This window comes from Bacillus sp. es.034, assembly GCF_002563655.1.
Lineage (GTDB): Bacteria > Bacillota > Bacilli > Bacillales > Bacillaceae_B > Rossellomorea.
Genome location: NZ_PDIY01000001.1, coordinates 3,211,397 through 3,234,562, shown reverse-complemented (window position 1 = coordinate 3,234,562; position 23,166 = coordinate 3,211,397). Strand labels below are relative to the sequence as shown.

At 41.6% G+C, this 23,166-nt stretch carries 24 protein-coding genes and 1 other annotated feature; of the genes, 15 read left to right on the top strand and 9 right to left on the bottom strand.

The annotated features are described in order from the left end of the window. Positions 1-59 precede the first annotated feature (59 nt). Together ATG71_RS16590 and ATG71_RS16585 are read left to right on the top strand one after the other, a co-directional pair. The gene (locus ATG71_RS16590; RefSeq protein WP_098440629.1) at positions 60-1,040 is read left to right on the top strand and encodes a ring-cleaving dioxygenase; all 981 of its coding nucleotides are present in this window, start codon (positions 60-62) and stop codon (positions 1,038-1,040) included. Between the two features lie 13 nt (positions 1,041-1,053). Continuing rightward, positions 1,054-1,659 carry an alpha/beta hydrolase gene (locus ATG71_RS16585; RefSeq protein ID WP_098440628.1) on the top strand — a complete coding sequence of 202 codons (606 nt, stop codon included), beginning with the start codon at positions 1,054-1,056 and terminating at the stop codon, positions 1,657-1,659. Between the two features lie 78 nt (positions 1,660-1,737). Here ATG71_RS16585 and ATG71_RS16580 read toward each other — a convergent pair whose 3' ends face one another. Then, complete coding sequence (locus tag ATG71_RS16580) at positions 1,738-2,646, bottom strand: hypothetical protein (RefSeq protein ID WP_098440627.1); 909 nt, start codon at positions 2,644-2,646, stop codon at positions 1,738-1,740. A 210-nt stretch (positions 2,647-2,856) separates the two neighbouring features. Here ATG71_RS16580 and ATG71_RS16575 point away from each other — a divergent pair, with 210 nt between their 5' ends. Together ATG71_RS16575 and ATG71_RS16570 are read left to right on the top strand one after the other, a co-directional pair. Continuing rightward, positions 2,857-3,921, top strand: coding sequence for a bifunctional transcriptional activator/DNA repair enzyme AdaA (locus ATG71_RS16575; protein WP_098440626.1), 1,065 nt, complete (start codon positions 2,857-2,859; stop codon positions 3,919-3,921). A 130-nt stretch (positions 3,922-4,051) separates the two neighbouring features. Next, a complete protein-coding gene (locus tag ATG71_RS16570; RefSeq protein WP_098440625.1) occupies positions 4,052-4,657 on the top strand; it encodes a YitT family protein in 606 nt (201 codons plus the stop codon). Positions 4,658-4,696: 39 nt separating this feature from the next. Here the strand turns inward: ATG71_RS16570 and ATG71_RS16565 are convergent, their stop codons facing one another. Then, positions 4,697-5,473, bottom strand: a complete 777-nt coding sequence (locus ATG71_RS16565; RefSeq protein WP_098440624.1) for an MBL fold metallo-hydrolase — start codon at positions 5,471-5,473, stop codon at positions 4,697-4,699. 147 nt (positions 5,474-5,620) lie between these two features. Between ATG71_RS16565 and ATG71_RS24020 the strand changes: the two genes are divergently transcribed. Further along, entirely contained in the window at positions 5,621-5,941 is a 321-nt protein-coding gene (locus tag ATG71_RS24020; RefSeq protein WP_098440623.1) for a TIGR04104 family putative zinc finger protein, read from the top strand. Between the two features lie 45 nt (positions 5,942-5,986). Here ATG71_RS24020 and ATG71_RS16555 read toward each other — a convergent pair whose 3' ends face one another. Next, complete coding sequence (locus ATG71_RS16555; RefSeq protein ID WP_098440622.1) at positions 5,987-6,880, bottom strand: glycerophosphodiester phosphodiesterase; 894 nt, start codon at positions 6,878-6,880, stop codon at positions 5,987-5,989. A gap of 435 nt (positions 6,881-7,315) precedes the next feature. On the opposite strand from ATG71_RS16555, the gene ATG71_RS16550 reads away from it, so the two are divergent. The 5 genes from ATG71_RS16550 to ATG71_RS16530 all read left to right on the top strand — a co-directional run bounded on the left by ATG71_RS16550 (position 7,316) and on the right by ATG71_RS16530 (position 13,188). Next, positions 7,316-8,113, top strand: coding sequence for an alpha/beta fold hydrolase (locus ATG71_RS16550; protein ID WP_098440621.1), 798 nt, complete (start codon positions 7,316-7,318; stop codon positions 8,111-8,113). Between the two features lie 235 nt (positions 8,114-8,348). After that, complete coding sequence (locus tag ATG71_RS16545) at positions 8,349-9,077, top strand: YwaF family protein (RefSeq protein WP_286163043.1); 729 nt, start codon at positions 8,349-8,351, stop codon at positions 9,075-9,077. A 63-nt stretch (positions 9,078-9,140) separates the two neighbouring features. Further along, positions 9,141-9,716 (top strand): glycerol-3-phosphate acyltransferase, encoded by a 576-nt coding sequence (locus ATG71_RS16540; protein ID WP_286163042.1) that lies wholly within the window; start codon positions 9,141-9,143, stop codon positions 9,714-9,716. Positions 9,717-9,727: 11 nt separating this feature from the next. Beyond that, the gene (locus ATG71_RS16535; RefSeq protein ID WP_098440620.1) at positions 9,728-11,338 is read left to right on the top strand and encodes an aminotransferase class V-fold PLP-dependent enzyme; all 1,611 of its coding nucleotides are present in this window, start codon (positions 9,728-9,730) and stop codon (positions 11,336-11,338) included. Then, complete coding sequence (locus ATG71_RS16530) at positions 11,335-13,188, top strand: LTA synthase family protein (protein WP_098440619.1); 1,854 nt, start codon at positions 11,335-11,337, stop codon at positions 13,186-13,188. The genes ATG71_RS16535 and ATG71_RS16530 overlap by 4 nt, the downstream gene beginning before the upstream one ends. Positions 13,189-13,286: 98 nt before the next feature. Here the strand turns inward: ATG71_RS16530 and ATG71_RS16525 are convergent, their stop codons facing one another. Together ATG71_RS16525 and ATG71_RS16520 are read right to left on the bottom strand one after the other, a co-directional pair. Then, positions 13,287-13,634 carry a hypothetical protein gene (locus ATG71_RS16525; protein ID WP_098440618.1) on the bottom strand — a complete coding sequence of 116 codons (348 nt, stop codon included), beginning with the start codon at positions 13,632-13,634 and terminating at the stop codon, positions 13,287-13,289. Between the two features lie 120 nt (positions 13,635-13,754). Then, positions 13,755-15,002, bottom strand: coding sequence for an ATP-binding protein (locus ATG71_RS16520; protein ID WP_098440617.1), 1,248 nt, complete (start codon positions 15,000-15,002; stop codon positions 13,755-13,757). Positions 15,003-15,438: 436 nt separating this feature from the next. On the opposite strand from ATG71_RS16520, the gene ATG71_RS16515 reads away from it, so the two are divergent. The 4 genes from ATG71_RS16515 to ATG71_RS16500 all read left to right on the top strand — a co-directional run bounded on the left by ATG71_RS16515 (position 15,439) and on the right by ATG71_RS16500 (position 19,677). After that, on the top strand, positions 15,439-16,296 hold the full coding sequence (locus ATG71_RS16515) for a YitT family protein (protein WP_483295343.1): 858 nt from the start codon (positions 15,439-15,441) through the stop codon (positions 16,294-16,296). 185 nt (positions 16,297-16,481) lie between these two features. Beyond that, positions 16,482-17,303 (top strand): undecaprenyl-diphosphate phosphatase, encoded by an 822-nt coding sequence (locus ATG71_RS16510; RefSeq protein WP_098440616.1) that lies wholly within the window; start codon positions 16,482-16,484, stop codon positions 17,301-17,303. Positions 17,304-17,631: 328 nt separating this feature from the next. Further along, positions 17,632-17,858: a binding site (T-box leader), on the top strand. Positions 17,859-17,909: 51 nt separating this feature from the next. Continuing rightward, entirely contained in the window at positions 17,910-19,112 is a 1,203-nt protein-coding gene (gene thrS, locus ATG71_RS16505; protein ID WP_098440615.1) for a threonine--tRNA ligase, read from the top strand. A gap of 145 nt (positions 19,113-19,257) precedes the next feature. Further along, complete coding sequence (locus tag ATG71_RS16500; RefSeq protein ID WP_483295312.1) at positions 19,258-19,677, top strand: GNAT family N-acetyltransferase; 420 nt, start codon at positions 19,258-19,260, stop codon at positions 19,675-19,677. A 50-nt stretch (positions 19,678-19,727) separates the two neighbouring features. Here the strand turns inward: ATG71_RS16500 and ATG71_RS16495 are convergent, their stop codons facing one another. Both ATG71_RS16495 and ATG71_RS16490 read right to left on the bottom strand, forming a co-directional pair. Next, complete coding sequence (locus ATG71_RS16495; RefSeq protein ID WP_098440614.1) at positions 19,728-19,952, bottom strand: hypothetical protein; 225 nt, start codon at positions 19,950-19,952, stop codon at positions 19,728-19,730. Positions 19,953-20,123: 171 nt separating this feature from the next. Continuing rightward, positions 20,124-20,570 (bottom strand): DUF2062 domain-containing protein, encoded by a 447-nt coding sequence (locus ATG71_RS16490; protein ID WP_179886566.1) that lies wholly within the window; start codon positions 20,568-20,570, stop codon positions 20,124-20,126. A gap of 209 nt (positions 20,571-20,779) precedes the next feature. Between ATG71_RS16490 and pssA the strand changes: the two genes are divergently transcribed. Beyond that, positions 20,780-21,454 (top strand): CDP-diacylglycerol--serine O-phosphatidyltransferase, encoded by a 675-nt coding sequence (gene pssA / locus ATG71_RS16485; protein WP_034759788.1) that lies wholly within the window; start codon positions 20,780-20,782, stop codon positions 21,452-21,454. A gap of 76 nt (positions 21,455-21,530) precedes the next feature. On the opposite strand, the gene ATG71_RS16480 is transcribed toward pssA, so the two are convergent. Together ATG71_RS16480 and ATG71_RS16475 are read right to left on the bottom strand one after the other, a co-directional pair. Then, complete coding sequence (locus ATG71_RS16480) at positions 21,531-22,715, bottom strand: chromate transporter (protein WP_098440611.1); 1,185 nt, start codon at positions 22,713-22,715, stop codon at positions 21,531-21,533. Between the two features lie 17 nt (positions 22,716-22,732). Then, positions 22,733-23,041 (bottom strand): PadR family transcriptional regulator, encoded by a 309-nt coding sequence (locus ATG71_RS16475; RefSeq protein WP_098440609.1) that lies wholly within the window; start codon positions 23,039-23,041, stop codon positions 22,733-22,735. Between the last annotated feature and the right edge of the window lie 125 nt (positions 23,042-23,166).

The following is a 23,166-nucleotide window of genomic DNA, read 5'->3' as shown; positions in this document are numbered from 1 at the left end:
GATAATTATCGTGTATGATACATCTATAAGGTAATACTATCCCTTAAGGAGTGAAAAAAATGAACCTAAAACCATTAAAAGGGCAGCATCACGTTTCTGCCATAACAGCAAATGCAAAGAAAAATTATGAATTTTATACAAAAACCCTCGGATTAAGATTAGTGAAAAAATCCATCAATCAAGATGACACCTCTGTTTATCACCTATTTTATGCAGATGAAAGAGGGAATCCAGGGACGGACCTTACATTCTTTGAGATTCCACATGCAGGAAACACATATAAAGGAACGAACAGTATTTCATTGACGGCACTGAGGGTAAAGACGGATGACTCATTGTCTTACTGGAAACAGCGTTTTGAAGAGCTCGGAGTCGATCATGATGATATATCTCATCACACCGGCCGATCTACAATAAGCTTCCGTGATTTTGAAGGTCAGCGCCTCATGCTCGTATCTGATGAAACGAATGAAGGAGTGTCCGGCGGGAAGCCCTGGGATAAGAGTCCGGTTCCAGTTGAACATGGGGTTGTCGGTTTAGGTCCTATCACATTAACCGTCGCTCGTGGGGAGAGCACAGCTGCTATATTGAAAGATGTTCTCGGCTTTAAAGAAACTGGAAGCTTTCCTTCCGACATAGAAGGCCAAGCCGATATCCGGGTATTTGAAACAGGGGAAGGCGGAACAGGTGGAGAAGTGTATCTTGAAGAACGGAATGATCTCCCTCAGGAAAGACCGGGAAGAGGAAGCGTCCACCACGTAGCATTCCGGGTTGAAGACGAAACTGAGTTACAAAAGTGGGTAGGGTGGATTACAGAAAACCGCCTGCCAAACTCAGGGTTTGTGGAGCGCTACTATTTCCGTTCCCTCTATTTCCGTGAACCAAATGGCATTCTATTCGAACTTGCAACAGACGGTCCAGGCTTTGAAACGGATGAGGACTTTGATACATTAGGACAAAATCTATCTCTTCCACCATATTTTGAAACCCAAAGAGAATCGATTGAAGCGAAACTAAAACCATTGGATACGAAAGAATAAGGAGGACAATCTCTTGAAACATATTTTCAAGCAAGGAAACAAAGATCTCCCTACACTTTTGCTGCTGCATGGGACAGGGGGAGATGAACGCGATTTATTGCCCCTTGCCGAAATGATTGCACCGGAAGCCTCCGTTTTAAGCGTAAAGGGGAACGTGGATGAGAATGGAATGGCCCGTTTTTTTGCCCGCTTGCGGGAAGGGGTCTTTGATGAAGAGGATTTAGTATTCCGTACCAATGAATTGAAACAATTTATTGATGAAAGCGCGAATGACTATGAATTTGACCGTGGAAATGTAGTTGCCTTGGGCTATTCGAATGGAGCAAACATTGCGGCAAGCATGATGTACCATATAAAAGAATCATTGAAAGCGTGTATCCTGTTTCATGCCATGGTACCAAGACGCGGGATCGAACTGCCGGATTTATCCGGTGTCCCGGTCTTTATTGGTGCCGGTAAGCGCGATCCACTTATACCTTTGAATGAAACAAAGGAACTGGTGGAAAACCTGAAAAAGGCACATTCTTCCGTTACTGAGTTTTGGACAGATGGAGGGCATGAGCTTCGCCGTGAAGAGGTGGATGAAGCGAAGAGATGGTTTGAGAAGAACTTTAAGTGAGTGGGAAAAGCTCGGGAAGACAGTTGTCTTCCCGAGTTTTTTTGTGGAGACAATAGAAGAATACTATCTTTCAATTGGTTACATCATATGATGCGCCTTGAAGACTTTTAACATATCCACGGTCAAAATTCCCCGCCATTCCGTTTCCGCAAGGGGCCATGTTTCTTCGTAGTGCCCAAACCATGACCAAGTGGGCTGCCAGAACCCGTCATGGTGTTGCGCTTCTAACTCCTTCTCCAATTGTATCTTAATGACATCCTCCAATATCTCATAAAAGGGTGATGAAGGTTCACTTGCTAGCTGAAGCGGTTTTGCTACATATTCATTCCACCTCTCAGGATCCGTGCAAACCGTTTTACGCACATTCGTCGAGAGAATGTTGAATAGAGTGGATTTGGTTTTCCCCTCCACTTCACTTAACAACCTTTCGTAACAGAGGAAATCATGCATGTCGATTGGCTCGATTAATCCAGTAAGTTCACTGACCGCCTTTTCCGTCCATTCTTGAAGACGGGGATGATCAGGTTGAAACCGATGGAAATATCCTACGATTTCTGCATTTGGATTTGCCCAAGTCGTTTGGACGCCGCAATGACCCCTCTCAGGATCGAAATGCCACCATGGTGCATGAGGCGCTGAATTGACCTCTTCGGGTACAGCATTCCAACCTTCGTTTTCTTCATCGTATTCGTTTTGTAAATAATTCATAGCCTTTTGAACGATAGGATGAAACGCGGGGAGTCTTAATTCCTTTGCCTTTTGTAATCCAATGGTGGTAGCAAGTGGAGAGGATTTGTCCAGGCGAAAGTCAGGTTCGATTGACCGCCCGAATCCTCCGTCTTCATTTTGAAAACAAGATAACTCTTGGATGGCTTCATCTTTACTTCCTTCTTCAAAGTGAAAGTTGAATAACTTCTGTTCAAGAGGCCGTGCATTCTGTCGGATATAATCTTTTGCCTTATTCCATTGTCCGGTGGAAAGGTTCATACGAAAAACTCCTTATATCAGCATAATTGGTTATAGTAATAGATTATCTATTAGGAGGGGGAATCCCTGCTTATTAAACGAAAAATTCGGAGGTCCGTCCCTCTTGAAAAAATGGATGCCTGATTTTCGTCTGCATCGCTTTTTGATGTATGTATAATAGGATTAATAGGATTAATAGGATTACGAAATGGATGTAGGGGGGACTCGAGTGTGATTTCGCATGAATTGCAAACAGAGTATTATAACGCATTGGTAGACAAGAGAGTGGATTATGAGGGTGTATTTTTCGTGGGAGTGAAGACAACAGGAGTGTTTTGCAGACCTTCTTGTCCAGCCAGAAAACCGAAATTCGAGAACTGTGAATTCTTTGAGACAGCAGAGCAAGCATTGCTTTCATCTTATCGTCCTTGTAAGAGATGTAAACCATTATCTCACCCGAATAGTGTATCGGAAGTGGTGAAAATGTTAGTGGAGGCTGTTGAGGAAAATCCGGAGAAGCGCTGGAAGGATAAGGATTTTCAGCAATTATCGGTGGATGCATCCACTGCCCGGCGCCAATTTAAGAAAAGGTTTGGCATGACATTTGTTGAATATGCGAGAGCACGCAGGATGGGGCTGGCCATGAAAGAAATCAGATCTGGTGCCAAAGTCATTGACGCCCAACATGTAACCGGTTATGAATCAGCAAGCGGATTTAGAGACGCTTTTTCAAAAATAATGGGTTCAGCTCCGGCTTGCTCCGGACATAATACTGTGTTAAAAACAGCGTGGATCGATACCAGACTCGGGCCGATGATCGGGATTTCTGATGAAAAGAAACTTCATTTATTAGAGTTTGTTGACAGGCGTGGCCTGGAACGGGAAGTGGAAAGGTTGAGGCATAAAACAAAGTCAGTAATCATCCCGGGCACATCAGAACCACTTCGTTCTATAGAAAAGGAACTGGACGCTTACTTTAACGGGAACTTGTCAGCGTTTACCACTCCTATCCATATGAGTGGATCTCCATTCCAAAGAAATGTATGGAGGGAGCTAAAAAGAATTCCAATTGGAGAAACAAGATCATATACCGAGGTCGCCCAAAATATTGATCATCCCGCCGCCGTCCGTGCAGTGGCCAGGGCAAACGGTTGTAACCAGCTCGCCATCATCATACCTTGTCACAGAGTGATCAGGGCAAATGGTGATTTAGCAGGATATGCAGGAGGTCTTAACCGGAAGAAATGGTTGATTGAGCATGAACGGAAGGTGTCAAACAAGATGGGGCAGGTATAATGATGTTCAGCAGATAGTCTCTCATATGTGAATGATTCACTGCTTCCATGAGTAATTAGGTGTTGAAGATTCTGATACGAACTACTAAACTATAAAATAGAGTTCTTACAGAATTGGGAGCAATGTACATATGGGTGTGTTGAGAAAAGCAGGTATTTTAGGGTTGGCATCAACCATACAGGGTTTGACTATGTCAGTGTTTTTGTTTCCCCACTTCATCCCTTCCGGTGGTGCAGCAAGTGTGAGTGTGCTATTAAACTATTTACTCCATGTCCCCTTTGCGGTTACATTGTGGGTAATGAACGCGTGTTTATTGGGTGCAGCTGTGAAGTGGCTGGGAAAGGGAAATGCCTTCTGGACCATGTATTGCGTAACAGTCACCTCAGTGGTGGTGGATGCGGCAGATCCATTGGTGACGGGGACTGTTTCATTTGTATTGGTGGATCTTCTCATTGGAAGCATCCTTTTTGGAGTCGGGGTCGGAGTCCTATTCAGGATGGGTGCATCCTCCGGGGGCATGGACATTTTAGCCCTGATCATTTCAAAGCTGAAAGGATACTCACCGGGGAAGACGTTATTCGGAATAAATGGCAGCGTATTATTGTTAACAGGGATCGTAGTCGATCTGAAAATCATTCTATTCGCCATCGCATGTCAATTTATCGCTACAAGAATCTTGGATATCATCAACAAGTTTGATTTCAGGCGAAAGCTTACACATATCGAAAATGTTTAGATGAAAGGTCCGTCCCTCTGTGAGGGACGGACCTTTCATCTAGGATATTTCTTTGATGATTGACTTGATGGTGTGTGTTGGAGAATTTTCAAAGAAAGAGATGTATTGAAACAGTTTGTTTTTCGGGAGGAGGCTTTTACGTATTTCCTTGGCTGATTTCCCCTCCAGGTGAGCATGTTTGACAGATTCCTGGAGGCGGAGAAGGTAATCCCGTTTCTTCTCGAGCAGCTTTCTACCGTGCTTCAGGTACCCTTGATGAGAACAATACACCTCTTCAAAGGAATACATTAGGACTTTGTTTATGGAACGAATCAATTCTGGTACCGATTCGAAAGAGAAATTAGACGTGGGAGAATGAAATAAATATAAATCCCCGGAGAAGCAAATCCCTTTTTTTTCATCGATCAGGACAATATGATCCTCAGCATGACCGGGAGTATGGACGATTTGAAACGAATGGTGTTCGGTCTCAAATGTAGCCTCTTGAAGAGCCATAGGATGAAACGAAGCACGGTTATGCCAGTACATGGCCCTGTAGAAGGGCAGTTTGGTACTTTGATTGCATTTATCGATTCCCAGGGGATGAATCCATTGAGGAAGGGAATAAAATCGTTCAATCCAAGCACTATTGCCGGTATGATCTTCATGGTGATGGGTGTGGATGACCCGTTTTATCGGAAGCTCTTTGAAGATCGTACGAACTTCGTTTTTCATACTATATGGTCCTGTGTCTACAAGAACATCATCGACTTGAAAAATATAAACAGGCATTTTTTGACCAAATGTTTGAACATTTAATTTGAAAGATTGTATCAATGCAGTTACTCCTTACCAATTAGTGTTATAGTACAATATTCGAATAAAATGTGAAAATCCCTGCCTGTATCTACATCTTTTCTAGGGACGGACCCAAATATCATCTATTACTCCCAAGCTGAAAATGGTAAACTAGAGAAAAAGTAGTTGTTTCATATAGGGGGCAAAGCTTTGCAGAAATGTAATGTATGTAGTAATCAATTTAAGTGGAAAGAGATAGTATTTTCAATTTGGGGTTCCTATAAACCGATTGAGTGCAGCCAATGTGGAAAGAGGCATACAATCAATTTTGTTTCAAAATTTATTGTTTCCCTACTTATTATCGTACCTGCTGTAGTATTCGGTTTATTAATCGCACCTGCCCAAGGGCTATCGAAACCGTTGACATTCGGCCTTATCGTTCTCATGGCGTTTGTTATTTCCCTTTTTCTTCCATTATTTGTTAAATATGAATATAAGCAAAGATAAATAGAGAGAGCTGCCTATCATGGCAGCTCTCTTCTGTATTAATGACTATTTCTTCTTCATTTCTTTTAATACTTCTTCTAAGCGATCAGGATAGTTAGTGAACATTCCCGTCACTCCCCACTCAATCAATCTTTTCATATCTTCTTTTTCAAGGACAGTGTATGGGTGGATAAGAAGATCATGTTCCCGTACTTTTTCGACATATGCTTCATCAATTTTTTTATAACTCATTCCAAGACCCACGGCGTATTCCTCATAATGGTCAAGCTCTTCATCCGTGATGGTTGCATCCTTCTTATAATCAATTAACTGGACAAGGGGGATGTCTGCATTCATGTCATGAACTTTTTGAAGGCTTGCTTCACTAAAAGACTGAATGATCACTTTACTAGAAGGACCGTTCTGTCTAGTAAGATTATAGTCTTCTAATATCATAAGTAATTTTTCCTCCATTCCGGGATATACTTCAGGTGACTTTGTTTCAATATAATAATGCTTGTCTTTACCAAAATATTGGATGACTTCTTCGAGAGTCTGTACTTTAAGACCGTTATATTCTGACTTGGCCTTATCTGGATACATCCGATTGAACCAGGAACCCGCATCCAATTCTTTGATTTGATTCAACGTATAATCCTTAACAAGTCCACTCCCATTCGTTGTTCGATCTAGTGTTTCGTCATGCATGGCAACCAATTTACCGTCTTTTGTCATTTGTAGATCAAGTTCTATGTAGTCTCCGCCCATTTCGTCACCTAATTGATAGGATGGCAGCGTGTGTTCAGGGGCGTAACCTGATCCCCCTCTGTGGGCGATGTTCAGAAATTTGTTGTCATTCATTGGTGGGTGACCTGATTGCGCAGAGGCAGTCTGAACCGTACCGGCTCCGATCCCTACAATGGCTGCTGATAAACAAATATTTCTAACTAGTGTATTCATTCTATTTTCTCCCTTCTGATTTAAGCTCATCTAAAGGGTATAAAATGAATGTGAATGGAAATGGTGAGGAATGAAAAGGGTATGTGAAGATTGTATGAATGAAATATGACAGCTGAGGAGAAAGACGTATGTCCAAAGATCGTAGAGAAATTCACCTCTATTTCCACTTCCGATGTGATAATGGCCACCCATAACTTCAATCATCACAAAATGTTCGGAATTTCTTTTGTTTCTATATGACAGGAACAACTGGATAAGATAGAATATAAGATACATTAAGGTAAGGCTTCAAAAACGTCGGGAGTATCATGTGATTGGATCAAAATATACGGTTTCTCTATTAAAGAAGATGATAGTAGAAGAAAGCGGTGCCTGATTGATTACCTGATTCATTCCAAGTTTTTGGTAGGTTGTGCTGTTTATAAGGAGAAATGGATGCTAGAATACACTGTACATCAGGGAGTCGGCAAAGAATATGTGGTTTTCCTTCATGGAATCGGAGGGACCTCGAGTATTTTCTGCAAACAAATGGAAACGTTTAAAAATCATTATAACGTCGTGACGGTTCATTTGCCCGGTCATGGAAATTCACCAGGGGTTGATACCTATAATGAACCATTTACAATCAATTTAATTGTTCGTGAGATCGTAAAGGTTCTGGATGAAATTGGGGTTGGACAAGCTCACTTTATCGGTATATCTCTTGGTTCAGTGGTTATTCATGAACTGATGCAGCAAGTTCCAGATCGGGTGCAAACGGCGGTTCTTGGTGGTTGCATCACTCGTTTCACTTTATTCTCAAACTCTTTACTGCAAGCGGGGCATGCGATCAAGGGCATGATTCCATTCATGTGGTTATATAAATTATTCGCATACGTCATGATGCCCAAAAAAAATCATAGAATTTCGAGGAAATTATTTATTCGGGAAGCGAAGAAAATGAAACGGAAAGATTTTCTGGGGTGGTATCAGCTTACCCCCTTTGTGAAATCCACCTATGCCTCTGTGCAGGAAAGGGCTTCACACATCCCGAAACTGTACATTACTGGAAAAGAAGATCATCTGTTTGTCCGTTCTCTTGATGAAGATACCAAAGGAGATCCTTCTGCTGTGAAAGTGTTCCTTGACGGTTGCGGACACGTTTGCAATGTAGAAAGGCCGACTGAATTTAATCGGCTGGCGCTTGATTTCATTCATAATAAACAGGTCCTTCCGCTGCAGAAGGTTCAATAACGTGCATCTTCCATTCATAAATCGGAATGGGAGATTTTTTGTGTTTGATTCTGGATTAGAATGGGTTGAAGGAATATACATATTGGCATGAAAGGTCCGTCCCTAAAGAATGGCGCATAAAATGCTGTAAATCAGGAAAGTAAGAGGTGAAATCAAGGTCCGTCCCTTTAAAGGAAATGGAGGCATGTTGGGAGAATATAGTATAGGTGGGTGTATGTAGGGGGGATTTGAGGTTTTGATTCGTGAGGTTTTGAATTTCAGGTATGAGGAGTATCCGTTTGAGTTGTTTTCAGGTTCTCATCTGGCAGCGGTCATTTTTTCTGTAGGATGCATGACGGGCTTATTTATCTTTAGAAATCGTCTAAAGGGCAGGGCGAAGAGTTGGGTGAAATGGTTCCTGATTTTTTTACTCGTATTGAGTGAAGTGTCTTTTCAGCTTTGGTATGGTTTGAATGATCAGTGGGATGTAACGATAAATTTACCTTTTCAATTATGCTCTTTGTCTTTGTATCTTTGTACCATCATGCTTATAAGCAATAATTATAGAATTTTTGAAATCAGTTTCTTTTCCAGTATGTCAGGGGCATTTATCGCCATTGTCACACCTGAATTATTTTTTGGGTTTCCTCATTTTAGGTACTTTCAATTTTTTATGGCCCATTTGTCGATTGTTCTATCATGTTTGTACATGGTGTGGATAGAAGCGTACAGACTGTCATTCGGATCTTTGATCAGGGCGTTTGCGGCATTGAATGGAATCGCAGTCATAGCGTATGCAGTAAATAAAGTGGTAGGAGCAAACTACATGTTTCTCATGCATAAACCGTATAACAGAAGCCCGATTGATTATTTAGGGGAGTATCCCTGGTATCTCCTTTCACTTGAAGGGGTGAGTCTTTTATTATTTCTCCTTCTCTATGCTCCTTTTTATCTTTTAAAGAAGAAAGGGAAAGGTGTAAGGTAAAAGATATGAAACTTTCCTTTTGCTTCAATCGTCTATTAACATATAAAGCAGGGAGCAGGTTTGATGAGTCAACTATTTATCTTGAGTGTAATCGTATTGGTTTCTTACGGTTTGGGCAGCATTACAGGCGCTTATTATATAGTGAAATGGTTCACTGGTAAGGATATTCGTAAGATCGGAAGCGGCAATGTAGGCGCAACGAATGCAGGCAGAGTGGCAGGTAAGAAAGGGTTTTTGCTGACTATCGTTATAGACGCCGGCAAAGTTATACTGGCATTATCCTTCACTTCTATACTGACGGATGGGGAGGGCTATTTGATCATAAGTGCGATATTGATCATGATCGGGCACCTGTTCCCCATTCAACTCGGATTTCATGGGGGGAAGGGGGTTGTAGCCTATTTGGCTTCAGCATTATTTCTCTGTCCGTTAAGTATTGGTGTTTTCGCTATTATGATGGGCGGTTTATACATCATCATTAGGAGATATACATTCTCAGGTTTTCTTTCAATGGGTACCATCCCGATAACCGCCTATGTGATTGAAGGTTCATTCACTATATCTGCTGGCCTTGGGGCTCTATTTATAACTGTCCTATTGTTCCAAAACCGATCATTTCATCATTCCGTCCAAACATAGGAGGTACAAGTATGAATAATAATCCTTTAGAATATAAAATTGCATGCGAAGAAGATGAATTTCAACAAATATACACGTTAAATTATCAAACTTTCGTAGAAGAAATCCCTCAGCACGAAGAAAATGAAAATCATATACTGGTGGATAAATTTCACGATGAGAATACATATGTAATCGCAAAAGCTGATAAGGAAGTCGTCGGGATGATTGCCGTAAGGTCCAAACGGCCCTTTTCATTGGATCAAAAGCTGAACAATCTGGATGAGTATCTACCTGTTCAGGCCGTCCCATGTGAAATCAGGCTCCTTTCAGTTAAAGAAGAGTATAGAAGTACAAGGGTCTTTTATCAATTATGTGACCGCCTCGTGTCCTATTGTTTGGAGCATGGATTTACTATGGCACTGATTTCCGGCACGGTACGTCAGCTTAGACTTTATAAGCGGATGGGATTTCTACCGTTTGCTGAACTTGTGGGAGAAGAGGAAGCAAGATTTCAACCCATGTATCTGACCCGTGCTAGCTTCGAGAATTCAACAAAAGCGTTTCAACGCTTAATGGTCCGTAAAACGGGTGCAATAACCACCCAGTCTTTTCTGCCAGGTCCAGTGCCGCGTCATACAAGGGTGGAGGACGCGTTTAAAAGGGACGCAACTTCTCATAGAAGCAGTTCCTTTCTTCACGAAATGGAAGTTGTAAGAGAGGGTTTACGTGATATGACGGGTACGAACCATGTACAGGTGGCAGTGGGAACGGGAACGTTAGCAAATGATATGATGGCAGCTCAATTGAAAAAGTTACCGGGTAAAGGTCTGATTCTTTCAAACGGAGAATTCGGCAGCAGATTGATGGATCATGGTAAACGATTCGATTTAACCTATCATACACTCGAAAAGGAGTGGAATGAACATATTACGCTGGAAGAAATCGAAACCGTCCTTCAATGTGATCCCGATATTAAGTGGCTGTGGACGGTCCATTGTGAGACCTCAACAGGTTATTTATATAATGTAGAAGAAATTCTTCCCCTCTGTCAAAAATACAAAGTAGAACTTTGTATCGATGCCTGCAGTTCGGTCGGAACGGTTCCAGTCGATTTTAATAACGTGTTTCTCGCCAGCTCGGTAAGCGGAAAAGGACTTGGCTCGTATCCAGGACTTGCCCTGATCTTTCATCGTGAAGTAATCGAACCAAGTGATTCAATACCCAGATATCTGGATGTGGGTATGTATGCTTGTAATAGAAGTATTCCGTATACGCATTCTTCTAATCTACTGGCCTCTTTAAAAGAAGCTCTTCAGTTGATTGACTATGATGAGACCTTGAAAATCTCCAAGAAGGTAAGGCGGATGTTGGCTGATGAAGGTTTTCATATCTTAGGGGGGGAAGATTCTTCCCCCGGTGTGATTACCATTGCACTAAATAGGGAACAGTGTAGTAGACAATTCGGAGATGCCTGCAAAAGCAGGGGTATCTTATTAAGCTATGAAAGTGAATATTTGATCAAAAGGAATTGGGTGCAGGTGGCACTCATGGGTGAACACAATGAACGAGAGGTTTTGAATGCCATGACAATACTCATCAGGGAATATAACAGTATGACTGGAACAAAGGTAGTGAAATGAGTAGGATGAAAGATTTCTTTACGCGTTTTAAGACACATAAACTGGTTGGGTTTGCCCTGCTTTCTCTATGGATCAAAACCGTTTTGGTCTCTCTAATAGGGTTCAACCTCCACATAGATACTTTTCTGGACATTTTGCTCATAGTATTGAATCCGGTTGGTTCCATTATGATATTTATCGGATTCAGCTTTTTTTTCTTTAAGAGGGTCAAGAAGATACTGGTAGTCCTTTTTATGGGGATTGCGACCGGTCTCCTTTATGCTGATCTTCTTTACTTTCGATTCTATTCTGATTTCGTAACGGTCCCCATTCTTTTTCAATTCAAGAATGTAGGGGGTATCGGACCGAGTACGTTTGAATTGATGAGCCCATGGGATCTCCTCTTAATGGCTGATATCATCATTGCAGGATGGATGTTGAAGAGGGGCAGAGCGGCTTCTGACATCTTGCCTCGCAGATGGAAGTTGACCTATATCGGCATTGGTCTTTCATTATTGGTGCTTTCCATTGGATTGGGATTATTGAAATCCCCCTATTTATTTGCCGAGTCCTACGATAGGGAACAAATGGTTAAATCCGTTGGCCCTTATAATTATCACATGTATGACATAGGAATTGCCGCAACGAACCCATTTTCCCATCTGCTTGCGAGCAAATCTGACACCAAGGGTCCCATGCAGTATACTCAAGCAAAGAAGAAAGACCCTTCTGACTTATTTGGGGTTGCTGAGGGGAAAAACCTGATTTTAGTCAGCATGGAATCTACCCAGAACTTCGTTATCAACACGAAAGTGAATGGAGAAGAAATCACACCATTTTTGAATTCCCTGATAAAGGACAGCTTTTACTTCAGTAATATATACGACCAGACGGCACAAGGGAAAACGTCGGATGCCGAGTTTATGATTGATACCGGGCTGTACCCATTATCAAGCGGGTCAGCTTTTGTGAGAAAACCGGATAATACCTACGTCAGCCTTCCACATATGCTAAAAAGGAAAAAAGATTACTATGCAGCTGTTTTTCATGGGAACGATCGGACATTTTGGAACCGGGAAATGATGTATGAGACCTTGGGGTACGATCGCTATTTTTCAAAGAGAGACTATACGGTAACAGAAGAAAATTCAATCAATTATGGGATCAAGGATATTCCTTTTTTCGAGCAGACAATGTCATATCTTGAGAAGGTCCCACAGCCCTTTTATACACGTCTTATAACCCTGACGAATCATTTCCCTTTTTTATTGGAAGAAGATGATCAATTCATCGATACAGCTTCTACGGATGAAGATGTTGTAAACCGATATGTCACAACGGTTCGCTACGAGGATGAAGCGATCAAAACATTATTTGAAAAGCTGAAGGCAAATGGGATGTATCAGAATACGGTAGTGGTCCTTTATGGGGATCATTATGGGATTTCCGAGAAATATGAACCGGGGGTATTTGAGCTTTTGGGTCAGAAGGATACTCCCGTCAATCATGCCAAGCTTCAGCAGGTCCCCCTGATTATACATGTTCCGGGGGAAAAAGCGAGAACCATCGACACTATTGGAGGGGAAATCGATATCCGGGCGACGGTCCTGCATTTGATGGGCATAGACCCAAAGAATGCCCTTTCATTTGGTCATAGCCTATTCACGCGGAATGAAGATCATCCCGTAATTTTCCGTGATGGGGATTTCATTACAGACAAGTATATTTTCCAGGATAATGTCTGCTACAATAAAAAGAGTGAGGAGCCTGTCAGTGAATCACAATGCGATCCATTTAAGGAAACGGTTAGAAAAGAGTTGAGGATGTCAGATGACATTCTGTATGGAGATTTATTGAGATTTCTGGAATAGAAAAGCAATTGAACCCCCCGGCTTAAGTGAGCGCCGGGGGGTTCTTAATGTGAAGACAATATGTTATGATCATAATTTTATTATGTAAACAATAAACTCTATAATTCATCGTCAGAATGTAGGGGATAAAACCTACCATTAAAACCAATCACATCGATATGTATGATATGCAAAGGATCGTCCAGGCTCTTATACTGTCTACTTATACGTAAAGTGAACAGTCCAGGGGAATAGGTGCCTCTTTCATCAGCAAATTTTATCTTCTCTGTTATATCTCCATTAACACTATTCTTTTCGATGATGGAACAATCTTCATTGCAATCGATCATATATTCTTCCTGGAGCCACTTTTCAAAGTCTTTTTCCGTCGGTCTGTTTAAGATCGTAATAATACTCAGTGAAGCGATTACAGCCATGACAAATAGAAATGTCCATCTTTTGTTCATTGTTCGACTCCTTTTTTCAAAAAATGTTGGAAAATACTGATAAAAACAGTTTATCACAGTTTGCGGGGGAAGGGTGAAAAAGACCATAAGAAAAGAGCTTGGGTTCAAGCTCTTTTATATTTAAGGAAGTAGTGGCAATTTGATTTTTACAACAGTCCCTTTATTCACTTCACTTTCATATTCAATCATTCCGCCCATTTCACGAATAAGTTTGTTTGTCACCATACTTCCCAATCCCGTTCCTTTTGTTTTCGTTGTATAAAAGGGTAAACCGATTTTCTTTAACTCATTCGGGGTCATTCCTTTTCCGTTATCTGAGATTCTGATATGGATAGAGCGAGAAAAGGGATCGTCTTTTAGGGTGATTGAAATTTCACCTTGACTCTCAATAGATTCGATTCCATTTTTAATAACGTTCATGATGGCTTGCTTCAAATGGTCCTCATCACCTCTAATATGATGGGAGCCGGTCTCATGAAAAATGATGGAAGTATTGGAGTAAGCTGCAAAAGGTCTTAACAGATCCACACAATCCCCGATGACATCTTCAATGTTAAGCTTTGACAGTTGAAATCCGCTAGGCCTTGCTACGCTCAAGTAGTCCGTGATAATTTTGTTCGTTCGATCCAATTCATTAAGGATGAGGGGGGAGTACCTCTTTAACCTCTTATCCTGTGAATCCTCGCTTAGATGCTGTATGAATTCTCTTACTGTTGCAAGGGGATTACGGATCTCATGGGCAATCGAAGCCGCCATTTGTCCAACCATATTCAGTTTATCAAGATATACCATTTCTTCAATCTGTTTATTCGTACGTATCAGGTGTTCGATAATGAACACTAGTGAGAGAAAGGTAAAATAAAAGACAGAAAAGTAAATAATATAAAAAGGCAGATGCAAAATTGGAATATAGACGTTAATAATCGTAATGTATAAAATGGAGTGGATTAAAAAGATAAGGGTGCTTCCTAAAAATTTGTATTGCGTCTTCAAGAGCATCTTCCGAAAGATCATACCCATCACGAGAGCCAATACTGAAACGGCGATACCCACTGCAACGTAAGGACCTCCGATTAAATATCTGACGATGATGACACACCCGAGCACGATGGAACCTGATAATAATCCTGCATATATGGTTGAGATCAGGATCGCAATCATCCGTAAATCAAAATGGGTGGCTCCAAGCGTTTCGATGGGATACAACATGCACAGAAGGGCCCCAAAGGATCCAACCAGCCCATAAGTGATTTTATGTTTGAAAATAGAATCCTGTTTTTCTTTAAATGGAAATAGAACATTTGCATTATAAGTAAAAGATAATAATATCGTAATATTGACCAATAGAGTTTTCATTAATGTAATCAAAGAAAAGCCCCCAAAACTAATTGACTAAAGGAACCCCAAGTGCTCCCTGTCTGATAACACAAGACATACAAATATTAAAAATACTTCATTTCCCCCTTTTAGTCAAATTTCAGGGACGGACCTCTAAATCGCTTGGATTTTTAAACCATCATTATTAGGAAATGCAGTGTTGAAGCATGTTACAAGCGAGTTTGAGATCGTAAATGTGACTTATTCCGAGGTCCGTCCCTCTCTATAAGCAGGTATTTTAATAGGGAGAATCGAATATATATTTAATACAGGCTTTATTTTTGCTTATTGGATGAAAAGAGTATGATACATAGTTGGGTGTTGCCAAGTGCATAGGGTGATTCGGCCGTTCTGATAGAGTATTCCATGAGGAGGAATGATGATGATCGAAGGACAGGTCTTGCATCAACGGCAGCAGGTGAAAGTCATGCATAAGAAAATCCCATTGAAAGAAGTGGTGAAGAGGGCGTTCCTGATCACGGTAGGTGCTGTGATCATGGCTGTCGGTCTTGAGATTTTCCTTGTTCCCAACCAGGTCATCGATGGGGGGATTGTAGGCGTTTCCATCATGCTTTCACACATAACGGGCATTAAGCTGGGACTTTTTATCTTTATCTTGAACATCCCCTTTTTCTTCATCGGTTATAAACAAATCGGTAAAACCTTCGCATTTTCTACGCTTTATGGGATCATCGTTCTCTCGATTTCTACCACCTTTCTACATCCAGTCGCAGCCTTTACACAAGATATTCTGTTGGCATCCTTATTGGGAGGGATCGTTCTCGGCATTGGGGTAGGCATGGTCATCAGGTACGGCGGTTCCCTTGACGGAACTGAAATCCTCGCCATTCTATCAAGTAAAAGGCTTCCTTTCTCTGTTGGGGAAATCATCATGTTCGTGAATCTTTTCATTTTAGCCAGTGCAGGCTTTGTCTTCAGCTGGGATAGGGCTATGTATTCTCTACTCGCTTATTATGTTGCATTTAAACTTATAGATATTACGATTAAAGGACTGGATGAATCTAAATCCGTTTGGATCATCAGTGAGAATTACGAAGAGATTGGAGACGCACTCCTTCATCGGTTAGGCAGGGGTGTCACATATTTAAAGGGGGAAGGTGCCTTTTCAGGAGATGACAAAAAGGTCATATTCTGTGTCATCACACGACTGGAGGAGGCAAAGTTGAAGGACATCGTGGCTGAGCATGATCCCTCCGCGTTTCTGGCGATAGCGGATATCGCAGAGGTAAGAGGAGGAAGGTTTAAGAAAAAAGACATTCATTGACGGCTCCACGTAAGATGCACAGAATCGGGAATATTCCTGGTTCTGTGTTTTTTTATTCTTTCTGCACGGGGTGATGTATAAATACTTATTGTCGCCTTCATGTCCTTGTAGTACTATTATCTAGATTGATGACCCTTCTAACGAGTCAGCAAAAAATATCATCTTCATTAGAGGAGAACATGAACATGGAACTTGTAATACTGATTAAAGCATTTATTCTCGGTATGGTAGAAGGTTTGACGGAGTTTGCTCCAGTATCCTCTACAGGCCATATGATCGTGGTGGACGATCTTTGGATCAAATCCAAAGAAGTATTGGGAAAGTATCCTGCCAATACGTTTAAAGTAGTCATTCAACTTGGATCCATTCTTGCGGTAGTCATAGTGTTCCGGGACAGATTCAAGGATTTACTGGGAATGTATTCCCGTAAAGGAAAAAGAACATCAAAATTAAAGCTATCACATATATTGGTTGGCTTGCTCCCGGCCGTCATCCTTGGGTTACTATTTGAAGACTATATCGATGAACATCTGTTTTCACTAAATACGGTCCTTGCAGGGTTAGCCATCGGAGCGTTCCTTATGATCGCTGCAGATGTGTTCCGTCCAAAGGTACAGACGGTGGAGACCGTTGATGAGATCACTCACAAGAAGGCGTTGTTGATTGGTCTGATACAATGTCTGTCGTTATGGCCGGGCTTTTCAAGGTCCGGTTCTACCATATCAGGTGGTGTATTGCTTGGATTAAGCTACCGTGCAGCGTCTGATTTTACCTTTATTATGGCTGTACCGATCATGTTGGGTGCAAGCGTACTGTCCCTGATGAAGAACTGGATGTATTTTAATGCTGAATTCATGCCTTTTTTACTTGTCGGTTTTATCAGCGCATTCCTGTTTGCTTATTTATCGATCCGCTTTTTCTTAAAAGTGATCAATAAAGTCAAGTTGATTCCATTTGCCATTTACCGTCTGGTTCTTGTTGGAATTATTTTACTGATTTTTGTATAATGTACACTTGACAGGTAGAAAATACTCCCATATAATTTCAATAACACTTTTATCAGAATTAAGAATATACTATACGAAAGCAAAGAAGAGGACATGATTCATTCACTATTTTCTTGATCAGAGAACAGGGTCACCGGCTGAGAGCCCTGAAGAGGATTGAATGTCTTACCACCTCGGAGCTATCATGGGGAAGTCAGTATCCATGATCGGGAAAACCGTTATCTTACTTAAGCGAAGCATTTTATTTTATACTTCGAAATTAGGGTGGAACCACGACCGCACTCGTCCCTTGGTTAGGGATGAGTGCGGTTTTTTTAATTGAATGAAGCTGTGCGCTATGAAGAGGACACGAATCATTTCCATTTTCTTATCAGAGAACAGGGTCATTAGGCTGCAAGCCCTGAAGAAAGGAAAATGATTTACCACCTTGGAGCTATTATGGGGAAATGACAGTATCCATGATCGGGAAAACCGTTATCTTACTTGAGCGAAGGACCAATTGGATTTTTGGGCCTTCGGAATTAGGGTGGTACCACGACCGCATTCGTCCCTTGGTTAGGGATGGGTGCGGTTTTTTTATATACAAAATTTTAAGGAGGAAAAGGCATGTCTATTCAATCAGAGGTGGAAAAAAGAAATCACAGGAAATTGGGTCAAGAGCTGGAATTATTCATCTCCATGGAAGAAGCACCAGGAATGCCGTTTTATTTACCAAAGGGGATGCTCTTGCGGAATGAACTGGAGGAATTTTGGAAAAAGGAGCACTTGAAGGCAGGCTATCAGGAGATCAGGACACCCATCATGATGAAACAGGAATTATGGGAGAAGTCGGGTCACTGGGATCATTATCATGAAAACATGTATTTCTCAGAGGTGGATGATCAGAAATACGCCATTAAGCCAATGAGCTGTCCTGGAGCTGTCCTGATTTATAAAAGTAAGCGGCGAAGCTATCGGGAATTACCTATTCGTTATGGTGAGCTTGGGTTGGTTCATCGTCATGAGCTTTCAGGGTCATTAAGCGGATTGTTGAGAGTCCGTTCTTTCACTCAAGATGATGCCCATCTATTCGTAAGGGAAGATCAGATTCGTGCAGAGCTCCATAAAGTTCTCGATCTCATTGATCGGTTTTATGGAAAATTCGGCTTCGAATACAAAGTCGAGCTTTCAACTCGCCCGGAAGATTTTATGGGATCTGTTGACCTTTGGAATCAAGCGGAAGGGGATCTTGAACGTGTATTAGAGGACAGGGGCGTCGATTATCATATCAATCATGGAGATGGAGCATTCTACGGACCGAAAATCGACTTTCACATTCTGGATTGTCTGGGAAGAAGCTGGCAGTGCGGAACGGTTCAACTCGATTTTCAAATGCCTGAAAAATTCCAGTGTGAATATATCGGTGAAGATAACCGTGTAGAGAGACCGATCATGATTCATCGGGCCATTTATGGATCGATTGAAAGGTTCATGGCCATTATCATTGAGCATTTTGGAGGAGATTTCCCCCTTTGGCTGGCTCCCCATCAAATGAAAATCCTTCCTATATCTGAAGCTCATATCCCGTATGCCCAAGAAGTGAAGTCAAAGCTTGAAAAAGAAGGATTCAGGGTGGAACTGGACGATCGCGTTCAGAAAATGGGGCTGAAAATCAGGGAAGCCGAGATGCAGAAAGTTCCTTATATGATGGTCGTAGGTGATAAAGAAATCCAGCAACAGTCGGTGTCACTCAGAAAAAGGAAGGAGGGGAACGTGGGAGTACTCCAAGTAAGTGATGTTATTCACAAATTGAAGGGGGAAATGAGGTAACAGGAAAATCGTTAATAGATTTACGCTATCCAAAAGGAGATTGGTTTGTGGGATTGGAGCATTCAGCGAACCAAAGAATGGAAGCAGCTATGATTTTTTGAAAATAAAATATGATATTCATAATAGAAAGTAAGGAGGGGGAACGGTGAGCGTAAGAATCCTGAACCGTTTTGAACCAGAGAGGCTGAATGAAATGAAAGATGTTTACCATTCAGTAGGGTGGCTTAAGCATACAGATGAGGTGATTTCCAAAATATTTATCAGAAGTGATATCGTATCTCTGGCCATTTTAGAAGGGCGTATCGTTGGGGTGGGTAGAGCCTTGACGGATGGAGTATTCAACGCGACGATCTATGATGTGGTCGTGCACCGTGATTATCAAAAGAAGGGGATTGCGACTGTTATTATGAAGGATTTATTGGAGCAACTGGCGGATGTATCTTGTGTTTTATTGATTTCGACTACGGGCAATGAAGCTTTCTATAGAAAACACGGTATGAAAAGTTTGAAAACGGGAATGGCAAGGTATCTCAACCCATCCCTAGCGGAGGAATATTTAACATAATCATGGAATAGAGCCTGCCACTTTGTGACCGGCTCTTTCACTGTATTTCTTCAAATCGTATGCGTTTTTTCCTTGGGATCCTCAAGGTTCATCTTTTCTAATTCAAGCCTCATTTTTTGGGTTTCTATGACGAAATTTTCATGTTTGAGTTTTTCGAGTTCGAGTTCATCTTCTATCATTTTTTGCTTCAGCTTGGATTGCTTTTGGAAATGGTCTGTAACGATACCGAGAATGGGTATGGAAAAAATCATGATCACAGCTATGGTTCCAGTCATTTCGATCCTCCTCTTTCTCCTTTTATGCTCGACTTGTAATAGTTAAATTATAACAAAGTGCGAGACGAAATAGTATAAAATGTGGTATTCATAAGTAAGAATTCATTATAAAAATATATACGAATGAATCCGTGAAAGAGTTTCAAAAATTTGAAAGTAAAAGAGGGAGGGTTATACGTTCCACTTTCTTTGAACAAACGTCAGCAATGTCCCTCGATATTTTTTAACGGCAGAATTCATGATGGCATAGATCAGGATCCCGCATAAAGGGATATTGATCATCATTCCTGTAATGAAAGCTTTTCCTATTTGTATTCCAACCCCTACTGCATCACCCGAAGAATCAACCGGGAAGAAGAGATGTCCTACAACAAGATTCAAATAGAAGAAGAAAGGGAAAGCCCAGATTAAAGAGACCCCGCCAACTAATCCCGCGAACGGGTTTCCCTTGAATATTTTTGCACTGGCTGTAGAAATGACAGGACCGATGCCGAAGGAAGGTACGAAATTAATCAATAAGCCAACCGTGAATCCCAAAGCGATGCTATGAGCATTATCTTTAAGGCGTAATAGTTTTAAAGTCAGGCACTTTATTTCTCTTAGTTTTTTTCTAATCATATAATCATCACCATATATTTTAAGAATGTGATTCCGTTCAATTTGTGTTAATATCATCCTTGTTTATAGTATGTCTAATTTTGAGGTTTGTAAATTAAAAAAGGACTTTTTTACAGGAAATATTGAAATTTTTTATGACACAGCTTTATGAGGATGAATAAAATGGTATTCTAATACTAATAGAATATTTGGCAGAGCGAGGACTAAAAATGAAACTAACGAAAAAAATCCCCAATATGGTGACCCTGGGGAATTTATATTGCGGATTCTTATCCATCGGATTTGCGGCAAATGGACAATTTAAAAATGCAGCAGTTTTAATCATCATTGGCATGATGCTCGACAGTATGGACGGGAGACTTGCAAGAATGCTCAATGCAGACAGTGTTCTCGGGAAGGAATTGGATTCATTGGCGGACATCGTGACCTTCGGGGTCGCACCATCATTCCTTGTGTACTATACATACTTCTTCCAATTCGGATTATTAGGGTTCATAGTGGCAGGTTTATTCCCTTTATTCGGTGCATACCGTCTTGCACGATTCAACACAAGTCCGCCGAAATCATCCCTGCATTATTTTGTCGGCGTCCCTATAACGGCTGCCGGAGGGATCCTGGCCATTCTTACTTTGTTCGGTAACTGGATTCCGAATATCGTGACGACGGTCATTTTTACAGCGATGTGCTTTCTGATGGTGAGCAGGATCAGGATACCGAGCCTGAAAGAAGTTCCGTTACCTAAGTATGGGACGATCGTAACAATCTTTATCGGGGCATTATTGTATGTGATCTTCAAAGGGACATATGAAGAATTTCCTTATTTAATTTACATTGCAACCCCATTGTATATTGCATATCTGGCGTACCGGTTTATAAGAAGATAAGTTTTCTCTAATATTAATAATACAGAAATGAGCCAGGCGATCATCGCCTGGCTCATTTCTGTATTTCTTTATCCTACTACATCATCCTGATTACAAGCCCTCCAAGTGCCCCTGCAATTACTACCATCCAAGGTGGCAGCTTCCAGAACACAAGCATACTGAACAGAATAGACGCCAATGCAAAATCCACAGGAGCAAGGATCGATGATGTCCAGATCGGGTGATAGAAAGCCGCAATCAGAATTCCTACGACTGCTGCATTCACCCCCATCAACGCGCCTTTTATCTTTGGATTCTGCCTAAGGGAATCCCAGAACGGCAAAGCCCCTGTAATCAACAGGAATGCAGGAAGGAAAATGGCAACCGTCGCTAGCAGTCCACCTTTCCATCCGTTTACGACAGCTCCAATATATGCTGCAAACGTAAAAAGGGGACCCGGAACTGCCTGGGCTGCACCATACCCTGCAAGGAACTGTTCTTCGGTCAGCCAACCTGTCGGGACAAATTCACGTTCCAACAGAGGTAATACAACATGGCCCCCACCAAAGACCAGAGACCCGGATCGGTAGAAACTATCAAAGAGTGCCACCCATTCCAATGTGGTTGCTTCCCGGATAATCGGAAGGAGAATTAATAATCCGAAGAATATCGATAAGCAGACCACCGCTAACCTGCGGGAAATCGGGACCTTCACTCTTGCTTCCTGATCAGAAGCATGATGTTTATAGAGTAGGAAGCCGATAAGAGCAGACAGAAGGATCACTGCCACTTGGGAGATGGCGGTCTGCCACATCAAAATGACTACCAGAGCGAACAGGGCAATGGCTTTTCTCTTTAAATCCGGCGTCAACTTTTGTGCCATCCCTAAGATCGCATGACCGACTACTGCAACTGCAACGATTTTTAATCCATGGATCCATCCAGCATCCGTCACCCCCACACCCTGGAGGACGAGTGCAAAGAGTATTAATGCTACAATCGAAGGGAGAGTGAATCCGAGAAAAGAAACAATACCCCCAAGCACGCCGGCACGCATAATGCCTATACCCATCCCGACCTGACTGCTTGCCGGTCCAGGCAGGAACTGACAAAGGGCAACGAGATCAGCATAGCTTTTTTCATCCATCCATTTCCTTCTGCGCACATATTCTTCATGGAAATAACCAAGATGGGCAACAGGCCCTCCAAATGAGGTGAAGCCAAGTCTCGTTGAAATCATAAGGATTTCTAAAAGTGTTTTAAGATTCATAGCTGTTTTCATTGTGATTCACCTTCTTATCAATCTTTGATTTCTTTAAAGAGCTCGAACGCTTTGTGTCGGGCCTCTACCAAGACTGCACTTCCTTTGTCAGTGGTGGAATAGTACTTCCTGATTTTTCCGTCCACGTTTTTATCTTCTTTTATCAACAGGCCGTCAGTTTCCATCGAATGCAGGATCGGATACAGAGTACCGGAGCTGATGCTATATCCATGCTCTCTCAGTTCCTCCAGCATCCATGTCCCGTAAATGGGCTCCTCTTTGGCATGATGAAGAATGTGTATTTGAATGAAACCGAGGAATAGTTTCCGTAAGACTTTCTCTTCCACTTTTATCACCTCCGCTTGATATCGATATGCGATATCGATAATCGAAATCAACTGATCATACTATAGCATAGCTTTTACGATAATAAAAGAATGAACACATAGATTCACACAAGTTTAATATAAGT